This window comes from Phaeobacter sp. QD34_24 (genome assembly GCF_028890115.1).
In the GTDB taxonomy this organism is placed as follows: Bacteria; Pseudomonadota; Alphaproteobacteria; order Rhodobacterales; family Rhodobacteraceae; genus Phycobacter.
This window is the reverse complement of record NZ_JARCJD010000010.1, coordinates 115,105-131,515: the sequence shown is the minus strand read 5'-3', so window position 1 is coordinate 131,515 and position 16,411 is coordinate 115,105. Positions and strand designations below refer to the sequence as shown.

Here is a 16,411-nt window from a genome sequence, read left to right as displayed (position 1 = left end):
GCAGAGATCACGCGGAAGCGCATGTCCTCGGTGGCGCCCGCAGAGATTCACTTGCCATCCCGCCCGGGCTCAGCCGGGTTGCTGGAAAACAACGCGATCTTGTTGCCCTGCGGATCGCGCAGGTAGCCGACATAGAACCGAGGGCCATAGGATGCGCGAAAACCTGGCTGACCCTCGTCAGAGCCACCTGCAGCTAGGGCCGCGGCGTGGAGGGCGCGCACCTGTTGCTGGCTCTCTGCCTCAAAGGCAACCATAGAGCCGTTGCCAGCCGAGGCCGGTCTGCCGTCGAAGGGCGGTTTGACATAGAAATCAGGCAAGGTCGGCGATTGGCCCGGCGCGACGGGCAGCGCATAGCTCAATCCCTCCGGCCCCTCCTTCAAGATATAGCCAAGGGCTGGCAGGACAGCAGAGTAGAACCGTTTGGCGCGCGCAATGTCATCGGCACCGACGGTCACATAGGCAATCATGGCAAGCGCTCCTTTTTGGGACTGCCATCAGCCTGTAGCACGGACACTGACTGGGATCTGCATATGAAAAGGCGGCCCAGATGGGCCGCCTTGTTCCAGCCTCATAACCCGGGATCAATCACCGCTCAGGCTGCTGGGGGCAAAGACATTGCCAAAGCCGGAGTTGCTCTTGTCCTCCGCCTCGGGCGCCTTGCTGTCCTCTTCTGCCTCGCTGCCACCGGTCAGGGCGTTGGGGCTGAAGACCCCGCCAAAGCCGGAGTTGTTGCCCGAAGGTGCTGCCTGCGGTTTCGGCGCGGTTTCGGCCTCTTCCGCAGCCTTGCGGGCGGCTTCCTCGGCGCGGCGCTGGCGCAGCTCCTGGATGCGCAACTCGGTCTCGATGCGCTTTTGCTCCTGCACGTTGGCGATGCACTGCGCGGGGCTGTAGACCGTGGCGGTGCCCACAACCACAACCGTGGCGCACCCCATCACCACCAGCGCGACCGCCGCCCAGTTGGAGCTGAGGAAGCCCGGAACGCGGAACTTGCCGCTTTCGAGTTCCTCGACCGTAGCGTCCTTGCGGGCTGCCGCGACCAGATCCTTGCGGCGCAGGTTCGCCTCGTTGAACAGCGCGGCAAAGACGGTCAGCACCACGATGATGAAGGCCAGAGCCGAGATCGCGGGCGTGATGCCATAGCGGACCTTCTGCGCCAGCTCGATGGTCAGGGTCGGGTATTCGCCAAAGGTAAAGGTGGTGGTGTTGTAGTTCTCGAAACTGGCAAGGAAGGCCAGAACCGCGGCCGAGGCAATCGCCGGTTTCATGAACGGCAGCAGCACCTTGCGGAAGGCCTGCGCATGGGTGGCACCCAGGTCCAGCGCCGCCTCGGTCAGCGCCGTGTCATAGCGCTGCAGACGTGCCACCAGCACCAGCATGCAATAGCTGGCGATGAAGGTGGACTGGCCGATCACCGTCAGGAACAGCCCGTTCGACAGGAAGCTGTCAGCCCCCAGGCCCACCATCCGGTTGATGCGGTCCCAGAACACCAGCGTCGAAATACCGATGACCACGCCGGGGATCAGGATCGGCGCGATGATGATGGTGTAATAGGTCGCGCGCAGTTTCGGCCAGATCTGGGTGAGCATCAGCGCCCCCGCCAGACCCATTGCCACCGACAGCACCACCGTGCCCGCCCCGACCAGGATCGAGTTCTTGATCCCGTTCAGGATCCGCTCGTCCTGAAACAGCGCCGAGAACCACTCGAAGGTCAGGCACTCCCACGGGGTGGCGCGGGGGAACTCGGGGCTGTTGAAGGCGGTGATCGACATGATCACCAGGGGACCCAGGAGATAGGCAAAGAAGATCGCCAGATAGACCCAGATGCTGACGCGCATGAAGGAGAAGGAGGTCATTTGCCGATATCCCCCATGTTCACCTTGAAGAGGCGCATCACCGCCAGAACCAAGAGGATACAGGTCACCAAAAGCACCACCGCATAGGCTGCACCCTGCGGCCAGTCGCTGTTGTCATTGAACTGCTGATAGATCAGCTGCGTGAACCACAAGGAGGACGGACCGCCCAGGATCTGCGGCGCCGCCAGCGCCCCGGCCGACAGCATGAAGACCATGGTGCAGCCCGAGCTGATACCGGGTTTGGCATAGGGAATAACCACGCGGCGGTGGATCATCGGCCAGCTTGCACCCATGTCGCGCGCCGCTTCGATCTGGTTGCGATCCAGGCTTTCGATCACGTTGTAGATCGGGAAGATCATCAACAGGATGTAGGCATAGCCAAGCCCCGCATAGAGCGCGATGTCGTTGCGGATGAAGTCAAAGGGCGTGTCGAAGATCCCGAGGCCCACCAATGCGTTGTTCAGAACCCCGGTTTCGCCAAAGATGATCCGCAGGGCAAAGGCGCGCAGGATCTCGTTGATCCAGTAGGGGATGATCAGCATCAGCGCAAAGATGCGGATGTGATTGCCCTTGGTCTGCGCCAGGTAATAGGCGATCGGGTAGCATAGGATCAGGTTGAACAGCGTCACAAACACCGCTGCGATCAGGGTCCGGTAGAACACCCGCAGATCGACCGCGTTATAGTCCTGGCTGCCGCCCTCGGGCCCGAAGATCAGGTATTTGTAGTTCTCGACCGTGTAGACATCCTTTGGCCCGCCAATCTCTGGCGGCGGCAGGTTGGGCCTAAACGAGAAGTCGAGCATCGACAGTTGCGGCAGGATGATCAGGCCAATGGTCCAGAACAGGACCAGCCCCAGCATAAAAGACCCCATGCCGACGCCGTTGCGATTGAAGAATTCCCTCAGGAAACGAGGCATGACATCCGCCCCCTATTCCGTCGCCAGTTCGCCTGCGGGCAGGGCCACGGCGTTCTGGACATCGTATTGCAGGGTCATCGGCTGGCCCTTGTGGCTGTCGAAAGACTGGCCAAGATTAGGCAGGGACACCTTCAGCTCTTTGCCGCCTTCGCCCTCCATGAAGATGTTGAAGACATTGCCTTCGAATTCCTCGTTGGTGACGGTGGCGGTGACAAAATGATCGCCGGTGGTGCCCGCAGGCGCCAGGGCAAAGGCCTCGGGGCGGATGAACAGCATGGCATCGTCACCGGGCTGCATCTTGCCCTGATTGGCGGTGGAAATCCGCGCCAACAGCTCGCCCGAACGGTTGGTGGCGATCAGGGCGGTGTCACCCGAGACCTGCTTGACCTTGCCGCGAAAGACGTTGTTTTCCCCCACGAACGATGCGGCAAAGGCGGTGGAGGGATCGTTGTAGACGGTCTTGCCATCGCCGATCTGGTCAATGACGCCCGCACGCATTACCGCAATATTGTCGGACATGGTCAGCGCCTCGCCCTGATCGTGGGTGATGTAGATGAAGGTAATGCCGACCCGTTGCTGGATCTCGCGCAGCTCGGTGCGCATGTGTTGGCGCAGCTTCAGATCCAGCGCCGACAGGGGTTCGTCCAGCAGCAGCACGTCCGGCTCGGCGCATAGGGCACGGGCAATCGCGACCCGCTGGCGTTGACCGCCCGAGAGTTCCGACGGCAGCTTGTCCCCCTGCCCCGGCAGCGCGATCATGTCCAGGAGCTCATCGGCGCGCTTGCGGCGTTCACGGGCAGAGGCGCCCTTGATCTCCATCGAGAAGGTGATGTTCTCCCAGACCTTCATCAGCGGGAACAGCGCAAGGTTCTGAAAGATCAGCGCCGTGGGGCGCTTGTTGGGGCCGATGCCCTTCATGTCGTTGCCGCCGATCAGCACACGGCCCTCGCTGGGGTCAAGAAACCCCGAGACCGCCCGCAGGATCGTGGTCTTGCCGCAGCCCGAGGGGCCGAGAAAGGAGAAGAAATCGCCCCCGTTGATCTTTACGTTCGCGTCGCGCACCGCGACGAAATCCCCAAATCGGATCCAGAGGTTTTCCAGATCTACGCCGACCCCAGCAGTCATGTGGTCACTCCCCGGGGCGCAATTCCCCAGCCCGGTGGCATGCCACTGGCCGGTGCCCGCTGCACCCGTTCAATTGATGTTTGCATCCTGCGCCGCTGAGGCGCGTGGCTGGCTCCCCGGTGTCACCGGGAAGCCAGTTCGGTGTCAGGCGCGCGGATCAGGCGCTCTTGAACTTGTTGACGAACTCGGTGCGCACGTCTGCGTACCAGGGCGCCTCGGCCGGCCAGGGGTTCAGATTGGCCAGGCTGTCGCCGGGATAGGCTTCGGCGAAGTTCTTCTTGTAGGTGTCGCCCGAATAGGCATCGGCGCCCAGAACCGGCGAGTTGTAGCCGTGGCTGTCGATGGCAACGCCCGCGGGTTCCTTGCGGTAGGCGAACTCGATGAAGGCATAGACCTGCTCGACGTTCTGCGCACCAACCGGCATCGACATGCCGTCGACCCAGGCCATGGCACCTTCGACGGGCGCCTGATAGTGCACCGGCTCACCTGCGGATTTCAGCGCCAGCGGCGGGCCGTCCCAGGTCTGACCAACCACGACGCCTTCGTTCAGCAGACCGTTCTTCTGAGTGTCGGCATCGTTCCAGATCAGCTTGATCCGGTCCTTGCGCGCCACGCACCAGTCGGTGATCTGGCCCCAGACCTTGCGCATGGTCTCTTCGTTCTCATAGGCGGCCCAGACCGAGCCCGGCTCCATCTCGCCCGAGGCTTCCATGTAAAGACCGGCGCCGAGCATCATCGAATGGGCACGGCCCATGGTCTTGCCGGCGTTCTCTTCGCTCCAGACATCGCCATAAGAGGGCGCATCGCCCGCGGGCAGCCATTTGTCGGTGCGGTAAGCGATACCTTCGGTGCCCCAGATATGCGGCAGCCAGTGCGACCCCTTGCCAGCAAAGTTCCAGGCGTCGGTGCCGATCTTGGCCATTGCCGGGTTCACGGCGTCGATGTTGACCTTGCTCATATCGAAGGGCTGCAACAGCTCCAGCGGACCCCACTGCAGCGAGCGGTTGTTGGTGGGAGACACGATGTCGAACCCCTGCCCCTTGGTCGCCTTCATCTTGTTGATGATTTCCTCGTTCGAGCCGATACCGGTGTAATTCACCTTGATGCCGGTCTCGGCCTCAAAGGCCTCAAGGAAAGAGGGCGGCAGGTAGTCCGACCACATCAGGATGTTGACTTCACCCGACGAGGCCAGCGCGCTTTTGGAATAGAGCGGCGCGGCCAGCGCGGCGGCGCCCGCCGTCTTCAGCACGGAACGCCGGGTAACGTTTTGTTTTGCAGTCATGGTATGGTTCTCCCTATGGGGTTATTGATCGTGTTTTTATTTTCGTTGTCTTACGTAACAAAAGCTTGCGGTCGGTCTATCTTGGCCGACAGTGACAGTTTCAAATTTTGATAAGGCCAGAATGCCGCACCACGGCGGCCGGATCGGTCCAAAATCTCCCGAAAGCCCAAGTTTACCTTGATTTGAATTCGCCACGGCAGACCCGTGACAGCCAGCAGTTTGCGCGCCGCTCTGGCCTGCGTCAACGCCCCTGCCCACAGATTAGGCATTGATGGTGCCGTGATGCCCATCACAAAGACGTTCCGATCAGAGCCACCCCACCTGCCATCAGCACCGCCGCGCCCAGGCGGCGCATCCAGTGGCCCTCTTTCAGGAAAACGAATCCAATCAGGGCTGCGAAGATGACCGATGTTTCGCGCAAGGCCGAGACCGCCCCCAGGGGAGCAAAGGTCTTGGCGTATAGAACCAGCCCATAGGCCGTCATCGACACGAACCCGCCGCCGATACCAATAATCCAGCTGCGCGGGCGCACTGCACCCAGACTGGCCTTTTTGCGCAGCCCGATGAACGAAGCCACAAACAAGTCAAGAAACGCGCCCCAGGCCCAATAGCTGAGGGTATTCCCGGACAGGCGCACGCCAAGCCCATCGATCAGCGAATAGGCCGAGATGCAGATCCCGGTCCCCACAGCATAGCCCAGCGCTGCCCGCCCCACACCGGATCTCAGCGCCTGCCAACTGCTGAGCTGGATACCACAGGCAATGAGCGCAATCCCGCCCCAGGCCTGGGTCGGCAGAACCTCCCCTGCAAATAGCATCGCCCATAGCGCCACCAATGCCGGCACGATGCCCCGGGCAATGGGGTAGACCACGCTGAGATCGCCATGGGCATAGGCGCGCCCCAGCATGTAGAAATAGCCGAAATGCACCAGGGTGGAGGCCGCCACATAGGGCAGGCTTTCCACTGCGGGCAGTGGCAGCAGGGCGACCATGACCGCGCCCGGGATCACATGGCCCAGCGCCACCAGCCCCAGCATGGTGGTGCGGTCCTCGGCGGTTTTGACGATGGCGTTCCACACCGCGTGCAGCGTCGCCGCCATGAGAACGATGACAATGACAAAGGGGCTCACTGCGGTTCAATGCCTTTCAGGACGATGGGGCGGAACGGGAATCCAAAAGCGGGCGTTGCGGCCATTCGGATCAGCTCACCGGTTCCGGCTTCATCTTTTCGATCAGCCGTGTCTCCAACAGCTGGCCGTTTTGATAAAGCACCGGATAGGAGACCGCCGCAATATGGCTGTTGAACTCTCTGAGCGCCCGCAGGGTTTCGAGATGGATATCGGAGGACTCGAAACTCTCGCTCACCCCCCGTTGCAAGCGCTTGAGATGGCGTTTGCGGCTGTCGCGCTCCATGCGTTTCACCTCGGTCTTTTCCAGATTCAACAGGCGCGCGCTTTCCAGATCGTCCGAAATCAGCACGTTGGAGGCCAGCCGCAGGTTGTCTGCGATCGCCTCGTGCAGGCAGACGATCTCTGACCAGCCATCCTTCGAGAACCTGAGCCCCTTCTTGTTAAGCTCCCCGGCGAGCGCCGACAGTCGCGCGGCGGCCACATCACCGGCGGTCTCGAGGCGGATCGCATATTCCACCAGGTCCCGCGCTGTCTTCAGCTGGGCGCGCGAAAACGCGTCTTCCGGGATGCCCGCCACATAGGCACGGATGCCGGAGAGGCAGGCGTTCACCTCTTGGTCCAGCGCCTGAACCGCCTTGATCTGCGCCGCATCACCGCTGCGGTAAAGATCCGGCAGGGGGCGGAACATGGTGTCGATCAGATCGATCATGCGCAGCAGCTCTCGTTTGAGATTGGCCAGCGCCAGGGTGGGAGAGGCATAATCCCCCGGCACCAGTGCAGAGGCCGGACGCCCAGGTCCCTCCGTCTCCGGCGCTGCGGGTTCCGGCAACAGGCGCGCCATCATGGCCTGCACCGGCCGGTAGACAGGCAGTGCCGCGATCAGAAGCGATGCATTGAAGGCCAGATGGGTATAGACCAGCATCTGCCCCCCTTGCGGATCGCCCAGCAGACCAGCTCCCATGACGGCATGGGAGGAAAAGAGGCAGACCACCGCCCAGCTGCCACGCAGGAACAGGTTGGCAAAGGGAATGCGACGGGCGCCGATTGCCATGCCCCGGCTGAGCCAGACGGGAATGAAGGCAGATCCGAAATTGGCGCCCAGCACCAGCGACAGGCCGGCGGCAAAGGGCAGCGCTCCGATCTGCACCAATGTGACGCACATCAGGATCGCCGCCACCGAGGAATGCATCACAAAGGCCAGCGCGCCCCCCACCAGGAAGGCGGTGATGTAATCGCGCGCCAGATACCCGGCGATCGCGGGCAGGAAGGCGCTGTCGCGGATCGGGTCCATCGCCTCGCGCAGGAACCGCAGTGAAATCAGGATGAAGGCAACGCCCAACAGGATGCGCCCCAACTGGCGCGGCTTCTTCGCCTCTGTCTTGACGAAAAGGTAGCCGCCCACCGCCAGAAGCACCGGCACCAGCCAATCCAGCCGGAAGGACAAGAGCAGCACGATCAGCGCCGACCCAAGATCACCGCCCAGCACGATGGCCAGACCGGTCGGAAAGGTCAGATAGCCGCTGGCGGCAAACCCGGTCACCAAAAGCGCCACCGCAGTCGAACTTTGCAGCACCAGCGCCAGGCCAACGCCCGCCGCGCCCGCCTGAACAGGGCTGCGCGCCCCGGTCAGGAGCCGCTGGAAGGAGGCACCGTAACTGCGCTCGATCCCTGTGCGCACCATACGCACCGCAAAAAGCAGCAGCATGGTCGCCCCCGCGAGGCTGATCAGAAAGGTCAATATCGCCATCTCTGCCTTCCTTTATGGGGTCTGTTGATCTGCCTCAGGGGCGATCTCTGTCGCGACCCCCCAATCGGCCAGGGATTTTGCCAGCTTCTTGCCCGGGGGCTGATCGATCAGCAGCAGATCCAGCATCTGCGGCGCAGGTCCGCGATGCGGGGCGGTCCTGCCGACCTTGCCCTGGGTCGACACCAGCAGCACCTCCTCGGCCCCCTCGGCGATCACCCGAGCCAGATGTGCCTCGGGCGCGCTGTGGTAGAGAACCCCGTGTTTGGCCGACAGCGCATCGGCAGAAAGCACCGCCACATCAAAGGCAAACCGCCCCGCCTGCTGTTCGGCCACGGGGCCGAAGGTTCCGCGCTCGTCGCTCTGCATTTCCCCGCCCAGGAGATGCACCCGGTTGCCATTGTGGCTTGCCAGTGTCTGCGCCACGCCGATGGAATTGGTCACCACCGTCAGGTCCCGCCTTTGCCGCAGCGCCTCTGCCACAAAGGCAGTGGTGGAGCCGACGTCCAGAAAGACCGTCATGCCATCCCTGATCCGACCGATCGCCGCCTGCGCGATGCGCTGCTTTTCTGCCCGGTTTTCCCCAATGCGGCGAAAGAAGCTCTGCCCCGCCTGGCCGCCGGTCAGATGAGCACCGCCATGCACGCGCTCGACCAGCCCCGCCTTGGCCAGGGATTTGACCGTGCGGCGCACCGTCTCCTCGGAGACATCCAGCACCCGCGCCAATTCGGCGCTGCGCCCCGATCCGCCAAGGCGTTGCAGGGCTTCGACAAGCTCACCTTCGCGGCGGGACAATCGGGGAGTGGACGACACGGAATTCGACCTCGACAGGACAACTCGACAGGGCAAGCAAACGGGTTTGATGCTTCAATATGGGAGAATACTCCACACAATTCCACAAAAACCCACAGATAACCGGTCACATCTCACAGGATTGTGTGGTCGAGAAAACCCTTCCCAAAGCCGACGCGGCAAGATTATCTGGCGACAGACAGTCAAAACGAGACGCGCCATGGCCTCATCCCCCCGCCCCCGCAAGAACGTTCTGTTCATCCTCATCGATCAGTTGAGAGCCGATTGCCTGAGCGGCGCGCTGGCGGCGCATGTGGAGCTGCCCAACCTGCGCCGCTTCATGGAAACCGCCGTAACGTTTGACCGCAATTACACGGTGGTGAACCCCTGCGGGCCCTCGCGCGCCTCGATCCTGACCGGGCAATATGCGATGAACCACCGATCGGTGCGCAATGGCACGCCCCTGCGCCATGATGCCCCGACCCTGGCGGGCGAGATGCGCAAATGCGGCTACCTGCCGATGCTGTTCGGCTATACCGACACCTCCCGAGATCCGCGCGTGCACCACCCCAATGATCCGGCGGTGCAGACCTATGAATACCACATGGCCGATTTCCACGAGATGCTGGAGATGCGGCTGGAGATGTCCTACCCGTGGCGCTCGTACCTGATGAGCAAGGGCTATGCCTTCGAGGACTACTGGGATCTCTACAGGCCGGTCTCTCCCACCGGCGGCCCCGCCCGCCTCAACGATCCTGCCCCCTACCGGGCCGAGGACAGCGACACCGCCTTCCTGACTGATCGGTTCCTGGCCACCATGCCCGCCTACGCCGATCAAAGCTGGTTTGCCCATCTCACCTATATTCGCCCGCATCCGCCGCTGGTGGCGCCTGCGCCCTATAACGATATGTATGATCCCGCCGCCCTGCCCTTGCCCAGCCGCCTGGAGCAGCCGCAGGCCGAACGCGCAATGCACCCGTTCTTTGGCCCGATGATGGACGCGGTCACGCCCGCCTCTACCGTGATGGGCTTCCCGGATCTGGAGGCCAGCGACGACGTGGTCCAGAGCCTGCGCGCGATCTATCTGGGCCTTGTATCTGAGATCGATACCCACATCGGACGTGTTCTTCAGTTCCTGAAGGACAGCGGCCAGGAGGACGACACGCTCGTCATCATCAGCGCCGACCACGGCGAGATGCTGGGCGACCGGCACAGCTGGGGCAAGTTCTCGGTCTATGATGCGGCCTATCGCACGCCGCTGATGATCCGCCTGCCTGGCAACGCCGCACGCGCCGGATCCCAGGTCGATGCCTTCACCGAATCCATTGATCTTACCCCCACCATTCTGGACTGGGTCGGGCAGGAGATCCCCAATGCGATGGACGGCGCCTCGCTGCTGCCGCTGTTGCGCGGCGAAACACCTGATGGCTGGCGCAGCCATGCCTATTCCGAACTCGATTTCGCCCAGCCCGATGCGCCGGGCGATATGCCTGGCCTTGATCTGTCGAATTCCTCGCTCGCGATCCTGCGCGATGATCGCTTCACCCTGGTGGAATTCGCCGCCAACCTGCCGCCCCTGCTGTTCGATCATCACGGTGCCGGGGAGATGGCGAATGTGGCCGGTGATCCCGCCCTGCAGGCAGATCTTGCCCGCCTCACACGCACCATGCTGCGCCACCGGATGAAGAACGCCGATCACACCCTGTCGCTGGATCAGATCACCACCGGAGGACCGCAAAGGTATCTCCGCCCCCGCCCCGGCGGTTGACCTTGCCCGCGTCTTTCAGGCAGAAGACCCACCAAGTTTAGCGATAACATCCCGGCATTGATCGGGTCACGCTGCCAGCCGGGGGAAAGAGACATGAGTGACCTTCGCAAAACCGCGCTTGCGCTGTTTGCCGCCGCCGTGGAGCGCGCAGATCCAGCCCTTGCGCTGCGCCGTCAGCTTGCCGAGGCGCCCCTTGCGCCCCTGCCCGAAGGCGGCCGCAGCCTGATCCTTGCGGTGGGCAAGGCCGCCATCCCGATGATGCGCGAAGCCTTGGCTCAGATCCCCGAGCCGCGCGCGGCCCTTGTGGTGACCAACCCGGAAAACCTCTGCACCCTTCCCGGAGCGCAGGTGATCGCAGGCAGCCATCCCGTCCCGGACGAGGCCAGCGCCGCCGCCGGACGGGCCGTGGTCGACTTCCTGGCGGGCGCCACAGCGCAGGACCGGGTGATCGCGCTGATCTCGGGTGGGGGATCGGCGCTGATGGTCGCGCCTGCATCGGGGCTGACACTAGAGGACAAGGCCGAGGTGGGGCGGCTACTGCTGGCCTCGGGGCTTGAAATCAACGAGATGAACCTGATCCGCCAGCAGCTGTCGGATCTGAAGGGTGGCGGGCTGTTGCGCCATGCAGCACCGGCACCGGTCACCGCCTATCTGTTGTCTGATGTGATCGGCGACGACCTGCGAGCCATCGCCTCGGGGCCCACGGTCTCCCCCATCGGCACCCGCGCCGAGGCCCGCGCGGTGATGCAGCGGGCACGGATCTGGGAGACAGCCCCCGAGGCGGTCAAGGCGCATCTCTCTGCTCCGGATAGCGAAGTCCGCCTGCCAAAGGCGCAGAACATCCTGATCGGGTCGAACCGCCACAGCCTTGCCGCCATGACAGAGGCCGCAGCTGAATGGGAAGCGCAGATTGTCAGCGACCACCTGACCGGCGATGTGGCAGAGGCCGCCCAAGCGGTGATCGGGGCCGCACACAAGGCCCCGTCGGATCGACCCGTGGCGCTGATCTTTGGCGGCGAAACCACCGTGCGGCTGACCGGCACTGGCCTTGGCGGGCGCAATCAGGAATTGGCCTTGCGGGTGGCACAGCTTGGCACTGAGCGCCTGACCGGGGATTGGGTCTTCCTGTCGGGTGGCACCGACGGGCGCGATGGCCCGACCGATGCGGCAGGCGGAATCGTCTCCCCTGAAACCTGGGCCGCAATCAGCGACGCCGGGCAGGATCCCGAGGCGCTACTGGCCAATAACGACAGCTACGCCGCCCTGAAGGCTGCGGATGCCCTGGTGATGACCGGGGGCACCGGCACCAATGTGGCCGATGTGCAGGTCTTCCTGCGCAAACCGGATTAAAGTTCGATCCTGTCCAGATCGTTCAGCAGGTCCAGCAGCGCCTCGTAGCGCTCTTCGCCCATCTTCTGGCGAGTCCGCTCGACCAGCGCCATGCTGGCATCGATATTGTCATCGATGATCTTTTCCCCTGCCGGGGTGATCGTCACCACCTGACGGCGCCGGTCGACCTGATCCCGGCTGCGACTGATCAGCTCTTTCTCTTCCAGCTTTTGCAGGATGCGGGTCAAGCTGGGCAACAGAAGGCAGGCCTCTTCCGATATCTGGGTCGGATCCGTCGGCCCGCTTTCCTGCACAACGCGCAACACGCGCCATTGCTGTTCGGTCAGGTTGGCATCGGTCAAGAGCGCTCGAATCGGACCCATGACACGTTCACGCGCCCGCAACAGGGCAATCGGCAGTGAACGGTCGGTGGATGGCAGTGATTTTGTCATGCGCGTTTATCACCTTAAACACGCATAAAACGCAATTGGAATGCACAAGCCCCGCGTATTGACGCCTGCCGCCTCATTTGGTACACATGTTAATGAAATGAGGAGGAGCACATCCGATGCCCCATATCACGGTGGACTACTCACCGAATGTCGAAGGCTATGCCGATATCGCGGGCCTGTGCAACGTCTTGCGCGTGGCGGCAGCCAAAACCGGCGTGCTGCCGCTGGCAGGCATCCGCGTGCGCGCCTTTGCGGCCACCCATGTCTCGATTGCCGATGGAGATCCTCAGCACGGATATGTGGATATCGCCGTGCGGCTGCGCGGTGGCCGGGATCTGGACACCCGCAAGCGCGCCACGGCTGAAATCTTCGAGGCCGCGCGGCGGTACCTGGAACCCGCGATGCAGACACACTCCCTCGCGCTGTCGTTTGAGATGCGCGACATCGATCCCGACCTTTCCCCCAAATGCGGCACCATCCGCGACCACATGAAGAAGGCAGAGCAGTGATGAGCGATCTGGCCAGCAATATCGAGAAACTCAGCGGCTTTCTGGCGCGGTTCAAGGACACCGGTATCCAAAACCGCATCGCAGGGCAGGACGTGGCCGGATCCGGCGGTGTGTTCCAATCGACCTCTCCGGTGGACAAGAGCGTGATCTGCGATGTGGCGCGCGGCACCGAGACCGACGTGGATAGCGCAGCCGCCGCGGCCAAGGCCGCCTTCCCGGCCTGGCGCGACATGCCCGCCACCGAGCGGCGCAAGATCCTGATCCGCATTGCCGATGCGATCGAGGCCCGGGCCGAGGAAATCGCCCTGTGTGAATGCTGGGACACCGGCCAGACCCTGCGCTTCATGTCCAAGGCGGCCCTGCGCGGCGCCGAAAATTTCCGCTATTTCGCAGACCAGGTGGTACAGGCGCGCGATGGCCAGCACCTGAAATCGCCCACCCTGATGAACATCACCACCCGCGTGCCGATCGGCCCGGTGGGGGTGATCACGCCCTGGAACACGCCCTTCATGCTGTCCACCTGGAAGATCGCTCCGGCGCTGGCGGCGGGCTGCACCGTGGTGCACAAACCGGCCGAGGATTCGCCCCTGACCGCGCGCCTTCTGGTCGAGATCGCCGAAGAGGCAGGCCTGCCGCCGGGTGTTCTCAATACCGTCAACGGCTATGGCGAGGACGCGGGCAAGCGCCTGACAGAACATCCCGACATCAAGGCCATCGCCTTTGTCGGGGAAAGCCGCACTGGGTCTCTCATCACCAAACAGGGCGCCGATACGCTGAAGCGAGTGCATCTGGAACTAGGCGGCAAGAACCCGGTGATCGTCTTTGACGATGCCGACCTGGACCGGGCGCTGGATGCGGTGATCTTCATGATCTACTCGATCAACGGCGAGCGCTGCACCTCCTCCTCGCGCCTGCTGGTGCAGGACAGCATACGCGAGGAATTCGAGGCCAAGCTGGTCGAGCGTGTGAACCGCATCAAGGTCGGCCACCCGCTGGATCCCACCAGCGAGATCGGCCCGCTGATCAGCAAGGACCATTTTGACAAGGTGACCTCCTATTTCGACATCGCCCGGGAAGATGGCGCCACCGTGGCTGCGGGGGGTGAGACTGTCGGGGATGAGGGCTATTTCGTGCGCCCCACCCTGTTCACCGGCGCCAGCAACCAGATGCGCATCGCACGGGAGGAAATCTTTGGCCCGGTGCTGACCTCGATCCCCTTTGCGACCGAGGAAGAGGCGCTGGAGATCGCCAATGACACGCCCTACGGTCTGACCGGCTATGTCTGGACCAATGATCTGACCCGCGCGCTGCGCTTTACCGACCGCTTGGAGGCGGGGATGATCTGGGTGAACAGCGAAAACGTGCGCCACCTACCCACACCCTTTGGCGGGGTCAAGGCCTCCGGCATCGGCCGCGACGGCGGCGATTGGAGTTTCGAGTTCTACATGGAGCAGAAACACGTCGGCTTTGCCACCGGCCCGCACAAGATCACGCGCCTGGGCGCCTGATCCCCTTTCGGAAACGCGCAATAGACCCTTTCGGGAGGAAAGAGACATGGGAGAGATCGTTCTCGCCGCCAAGATGACCCACGTGCCCACCATGCTGATGTCCGAGCAGGAGGGGCCCATCAAGGGCACCCGCCAGCCCGCCATCGACGGGCACCGTGAAATCGCCCGCCGGGCCAAGGCGCTGGGTGCCGATACCGTGGTGATCTGCGACACCCATTGGGTGATCAACGCGGGCTTTCACATCAACGCCAATAAACGTTTCGAGGGGCTGTTCACCTCGAACGAGTTCCCGCAGTTCATCCAGGATCTGCCCTACGGCTATGACGGCAACCCGGAACTGGGCGACGCCATTGCCAAGGAGGCCTCGGACCGGGGCGCCTATACGCTGGCGCATCATCTGGACAGTCTGGAACTGGAATACGGAACCCTGGTGCCGATGCGCTTCATGAGCCGCGAGCACGATATGAAGGTCGTCTCTGTCGCGGCCTGGGCCACGGTGCATGGCCATGACGAAAGCCGTATCGTGGGCGAGGCGATCCGCGCCGCGGTGGAGGCTTCGGACAGCAAGGTGCTGCTGGTCGCCTCGGGATCCTTGTCCCATAAGATCTGGGCCAACAAGGATTACGCCGCCAACAACGGCACCTTCACCATCAGTTCCGAATTCAACCGCCAGATGGACCTGCATGTGCTGGAAATGTGGAAGAACGGCGATCACGCCACCTTCCTGAAAATGCTCAGCGAATATGCCCAGTTCTGCTGCGGCGAAGGGTCGATGCATGATACGGCGATGCTTTATGGCGCGCTGGGATGGGATGCCTATGATGGCAAATGCGAGGTGGTGACACCCTATTTCCCCAGCTCCGGCACCGGCCAGACAAACGTGATTTTCCCGGTCTAGGCACCGGTTCAAACAAGGAGGCACCAATGCCCGTTCCCGCCCCCGTACTCTATCCGCCCTTCAACATCCTCCGCCTCAGTCATGTGGAATATGCGGTGACGGACCTTGCCGCCAGCCGCGCCTTTTACGTGGACACGCTCGGCCTGCAGGCCACCCATGAGGACGAGACCCGCATCTATCTGCGCGCGATGGAGGAACGCGGCCATCATTGCATCGTGCTGGTGCAGGCAGACGCGCCGTCGGTGGCGGTCCTTGGCTTCAAGCTGTTCGACGAACCCGACCTCGACAAGGCCGCCGACTTCTTTGCCGCCAAGGGGCTGCCGGTAGAATGGGTCGAGCGCCCGCATATGGGGCGCACCCTGCGCACCCGTGATCCCTGGGGCATCCCGCTGGAGTTCTACGTCAAGATGGAGCGGCTGGAGCCGATCCACCAGAAATACAGGCTCTATAACGGGGTGAAACCGCTCCGCATCGACCATTTCAACATGTTCTCGGCCGATGTGGACGCCAGCGTCGCCTTCTATAACGAGATCGGGTTCCGCGTCACCGAATACACCGAAGATGACGACAGCGGCAAAGTCTGGGCCGCCTGGATGCACCGCAAGGGCGGCGTGCATGATGTGGCCTTTACCAATGGTCTGGGTCCGCGTCTGCACCACACCGCCTTCTGGGTGCCGACCCCGCTCAACATCATCGATCTCTTGGATCTGATGTCCACCACCGGCTACGTGGACAATATCGAGCGCGGCCCCGGACGGCACGGGATTTCCAATGCGTTTTTCCTTTATGTGCGCGACCCGGATGGGCACCGGATCGAGATCTACTGCTCGGACTACCAGACCTGCGATCCGGATCTGGAGCCGATCAAATGGTCGCTCACCGATCCGCAACGCCAGACCCTTTGGGGCGCCGCAGCCCCGCGCAGCTGGTTCGAGGAAGGCTCAACCTTTGAAGGGGTCGAGCCGCAGCCCAGTGCGCTCACCGCGCAGCCGATCATTGCACCGTGACACAACATGAGGACGGCGCCTGACCTTGGGGAGGCGAGAAGCGCCTTCCCGGGGGGAAGGTCAGGCGCTGTCCGGGCACAAGCCCGAACGAAGGATAT

15 protein-coding genes are annotated in these 16,411 nt (G+C 62.9%); 6 read left to right on the top strand and 9 right to left on the bottom strand.

Going from position 1 to position 16,411, the window contains the following annotated elements:
• Nucleotides 1-47 precede the first annotated feature (47 nt).
• The 8 genes from PXK07_RS10225 to PXK07_RS10190 form a co-directional block, all read right to left on the bottom strand.
• Nucleotides 48-467 (bottom strand): VOC family protein, encoded by a 420-nt coding sequence (locus PXK07_RS10225; RefSeq protein ID WP_274848129.1) that lies wholly within the window; start codon nucleotides 465-467, stop codon nucleotides 48-50.
• A 114-nt stretch (nucleotides 468-581) separates the two neighbouring features.
• On the bottom strand, nucleotides 582-1,853 hold the full coding sequence (locus PXK07_RS10220) for an ABC transporter permease (protein ID WP_274848128.1): 1,272 nt from the start codon (nucleotides 1,851-1,853) through the stop codon (nucleotides 582-584).
• A complete protein-coding gene (locus PXK07_RS10215; protein WP_274848127.1) occupies nucleotides 1,850-2,770 on the bottom strand; it encodes an ABC transporter permease in 921 nt (306 codons plus the stop codon). The genes PXK07_RS10220 and PXK07_RS10215 overlap by 4 nt, the downstream gene beginning before the upstream one ends.
• A gap of 12 nt (nucleotides 2,771-2,782) precedes the next feature.
• Nucleotides 2,783-3,895 carry an ABC transporter ATP-binding protein gene (locus PXK07_RS10210; RefSeq protein ID WP_274848126.1) on the bottom strand — a complete coding sequence of 371 codons (1,113 nt, stop codon included), beginning with the start codon at nucleotides 3,893-3,895 and terminating at the stop codon, nucleotides 2,783-2,785.
• 157 nt (nucleotides 3,896-4,052) lie between these two features.
• Nucleotides 4,053-5,177, bottom strand: a complete 1,125-nt coding sequence (locus PXK07_RS10205) for an extracellular solute-binding protein (protein ID WP_274848125.1) — start codon at nucleotides 5,175-5,177, stop codon at nucleotides 4,053-4,055.
• A gap of 289 nt (nucleotides 5,178-5,466) precedes the next feature.
• A complete protein-coding gene (locus tag PXK07_RS10200; RefSeq protein ID WP_274848124.1) occupies nucleotides 5,467-6,306 on the bottom strand; it encodes a DMT family transporter in 840 nt (279 codons plus the stop codon).
• Nucleotides 6,307-6,376: 70 nt separating this feature from the next.
• A complete protein-coding gene (locus PXK07_RS10195) occupies nucleotides 6,377-8,053 on the bottom strand; it encodes a Na/Pi cotransporter family protein (RefSeq protein WP_274848123.1) in 1,677 nt (558 codons plus the stop codon).
• 12 nt (nucleotides 8,054-8,065) lie between these two features.
• Nucleotides 8,066-8,863, bottom strand: coding sequence for a DeoR/GlpR family DNA-binding transcription regulator (locus PXK07_RS10190; RefSeq protein WP_274848122.1), 798 nt, complete (start codon nucleotides 8,861-8,863; stop codon nucleotides 8,066-8,068).
• 199 nt (nucleotides 8,864-9,062) lie between these two features.
• Between PXK07_RS10190 and PXK07_RS10185 the strand changes: the two genes are divergently transcribed.
• Both PXK07_RS10185 and PXK07_RS10180 read left to right on the top strand, forming a co-directional pair.
• Nucleotides 9,063-10,610 carry a sulfatase-like hydrolase/transferase gene (locus PXK07_RS10185; RefSeq protein ID WP_274848121.1) on the top strand — a complete coding sequence of 516 codons (1,548 nt, stop codon included), beginning with the start codon at nucleotides 9,063-9,065 and terminating at the stop codon, nucleotides 10,608-10,610.
• Nucleotides 10,611-10,703: 93 nt separating this feature from the next.
• A complete protein-coding gene (locus PXK07_RS10180; RefSeq protein ID WP_274848120.1) occupies nucleotides 10,704-11,960 on the top strand; it encodes a glycerate kinase type-2 family protein in 1,257 nt (418 codons plus the stop codon).
• Here PXK07_RS10180 and hpaR read toward each other — a convergent pair.
• Nucleotides 11,957-12,391 carry a homoprotocatechuate degradation operon regulator HpaR gene (gene hpaR, locus PXK07_RS10175; RefSeq protein ID WP_274848119.1) on the bottom strand — a complete coding sequence of 145 codons (435 nt, stop codon included), beginning with the start codon at nucleotides 12,389-12,391 and terminating at the stop codon, nucleotides 11,957-11,959. The two genes, PXK07_RS10180 and hpaR, sit on opposite strands and share 4 nt — an antisense overlap.
• A gap of 116 nt (nucleotides 12,392-12,507) precedes the next feature.
• Here hpaR and PXK07_RS10170 point away from each other — a divergent pair, with 116 nt between their 5' ends.
• From PXK07_RS10170 to hpaD (PXK07_RS10155), 4 genes are read left to right on the top strand one after another with little or no spacing between them, the layout of a single operon-like run.
• The gene (locus tag PXK07_RS10170) at nucleotides 12,508-12,900 is read left to right on the top strand and encodes a 5-carboxymethyl-2-hydroxymuconate isomerase (protein ID WP_274848118.1); all 393 of its coding nucleotides are present in this window, start codon (nucleotides 12,508-12,510) and stop codon (nucleotides 12,898-12,900) included.
• Complete coding sequence (gene hpaE / locus PXK07_RS10165) at nucleotides 12,900-14,408, top strand: 5-carboxymethyl-2-hydroxymuconate semialdehyde dehydrogenase (RefSeq protein WP_274848117.1); 1,509 nt, start codon at nucleotides 12,900-12,902, stop codon at nucleotides 14,406-14,408. Before PXK07_RS10170 ends, hpaE begins: the two co-directional genes overlap by 1 nt.
• Before the next feature lie 46 nt (nucleotides 14,409-14,454).
• Nucleotides 14,455-15,306 (top strand): 3,4-dihydroxyphenylacetate 2,3-dioxygenase, encoded by an 852-nt coding sequence (gene hpaD, locus PXK07_RS10160; RefSeq protein ID WP_274848116.1) that lies wholly within the window; start codon nucleotides 14,455-14,457, stop codon nucleotides 15,304-15,306.
• Between the two features lie 26 nt (nucleotides 15,307-15,332).
• On the top strand, nucleotides 15,333-16,313 hold the full coding sequence (hpaD, locus tag PXK07_RS10155; RefSeq protein WP_274848115.1) for a 3,4-dihydroxyphenylacetate 2,3-dioxygenase: 981 nt from the start codon (nucleotides 15,333-15,335) through the stop codon (nucleotides 16,311-16,313).
• Nucleotides 16,314-16,411: the final 98 nt, after the last annotated feature.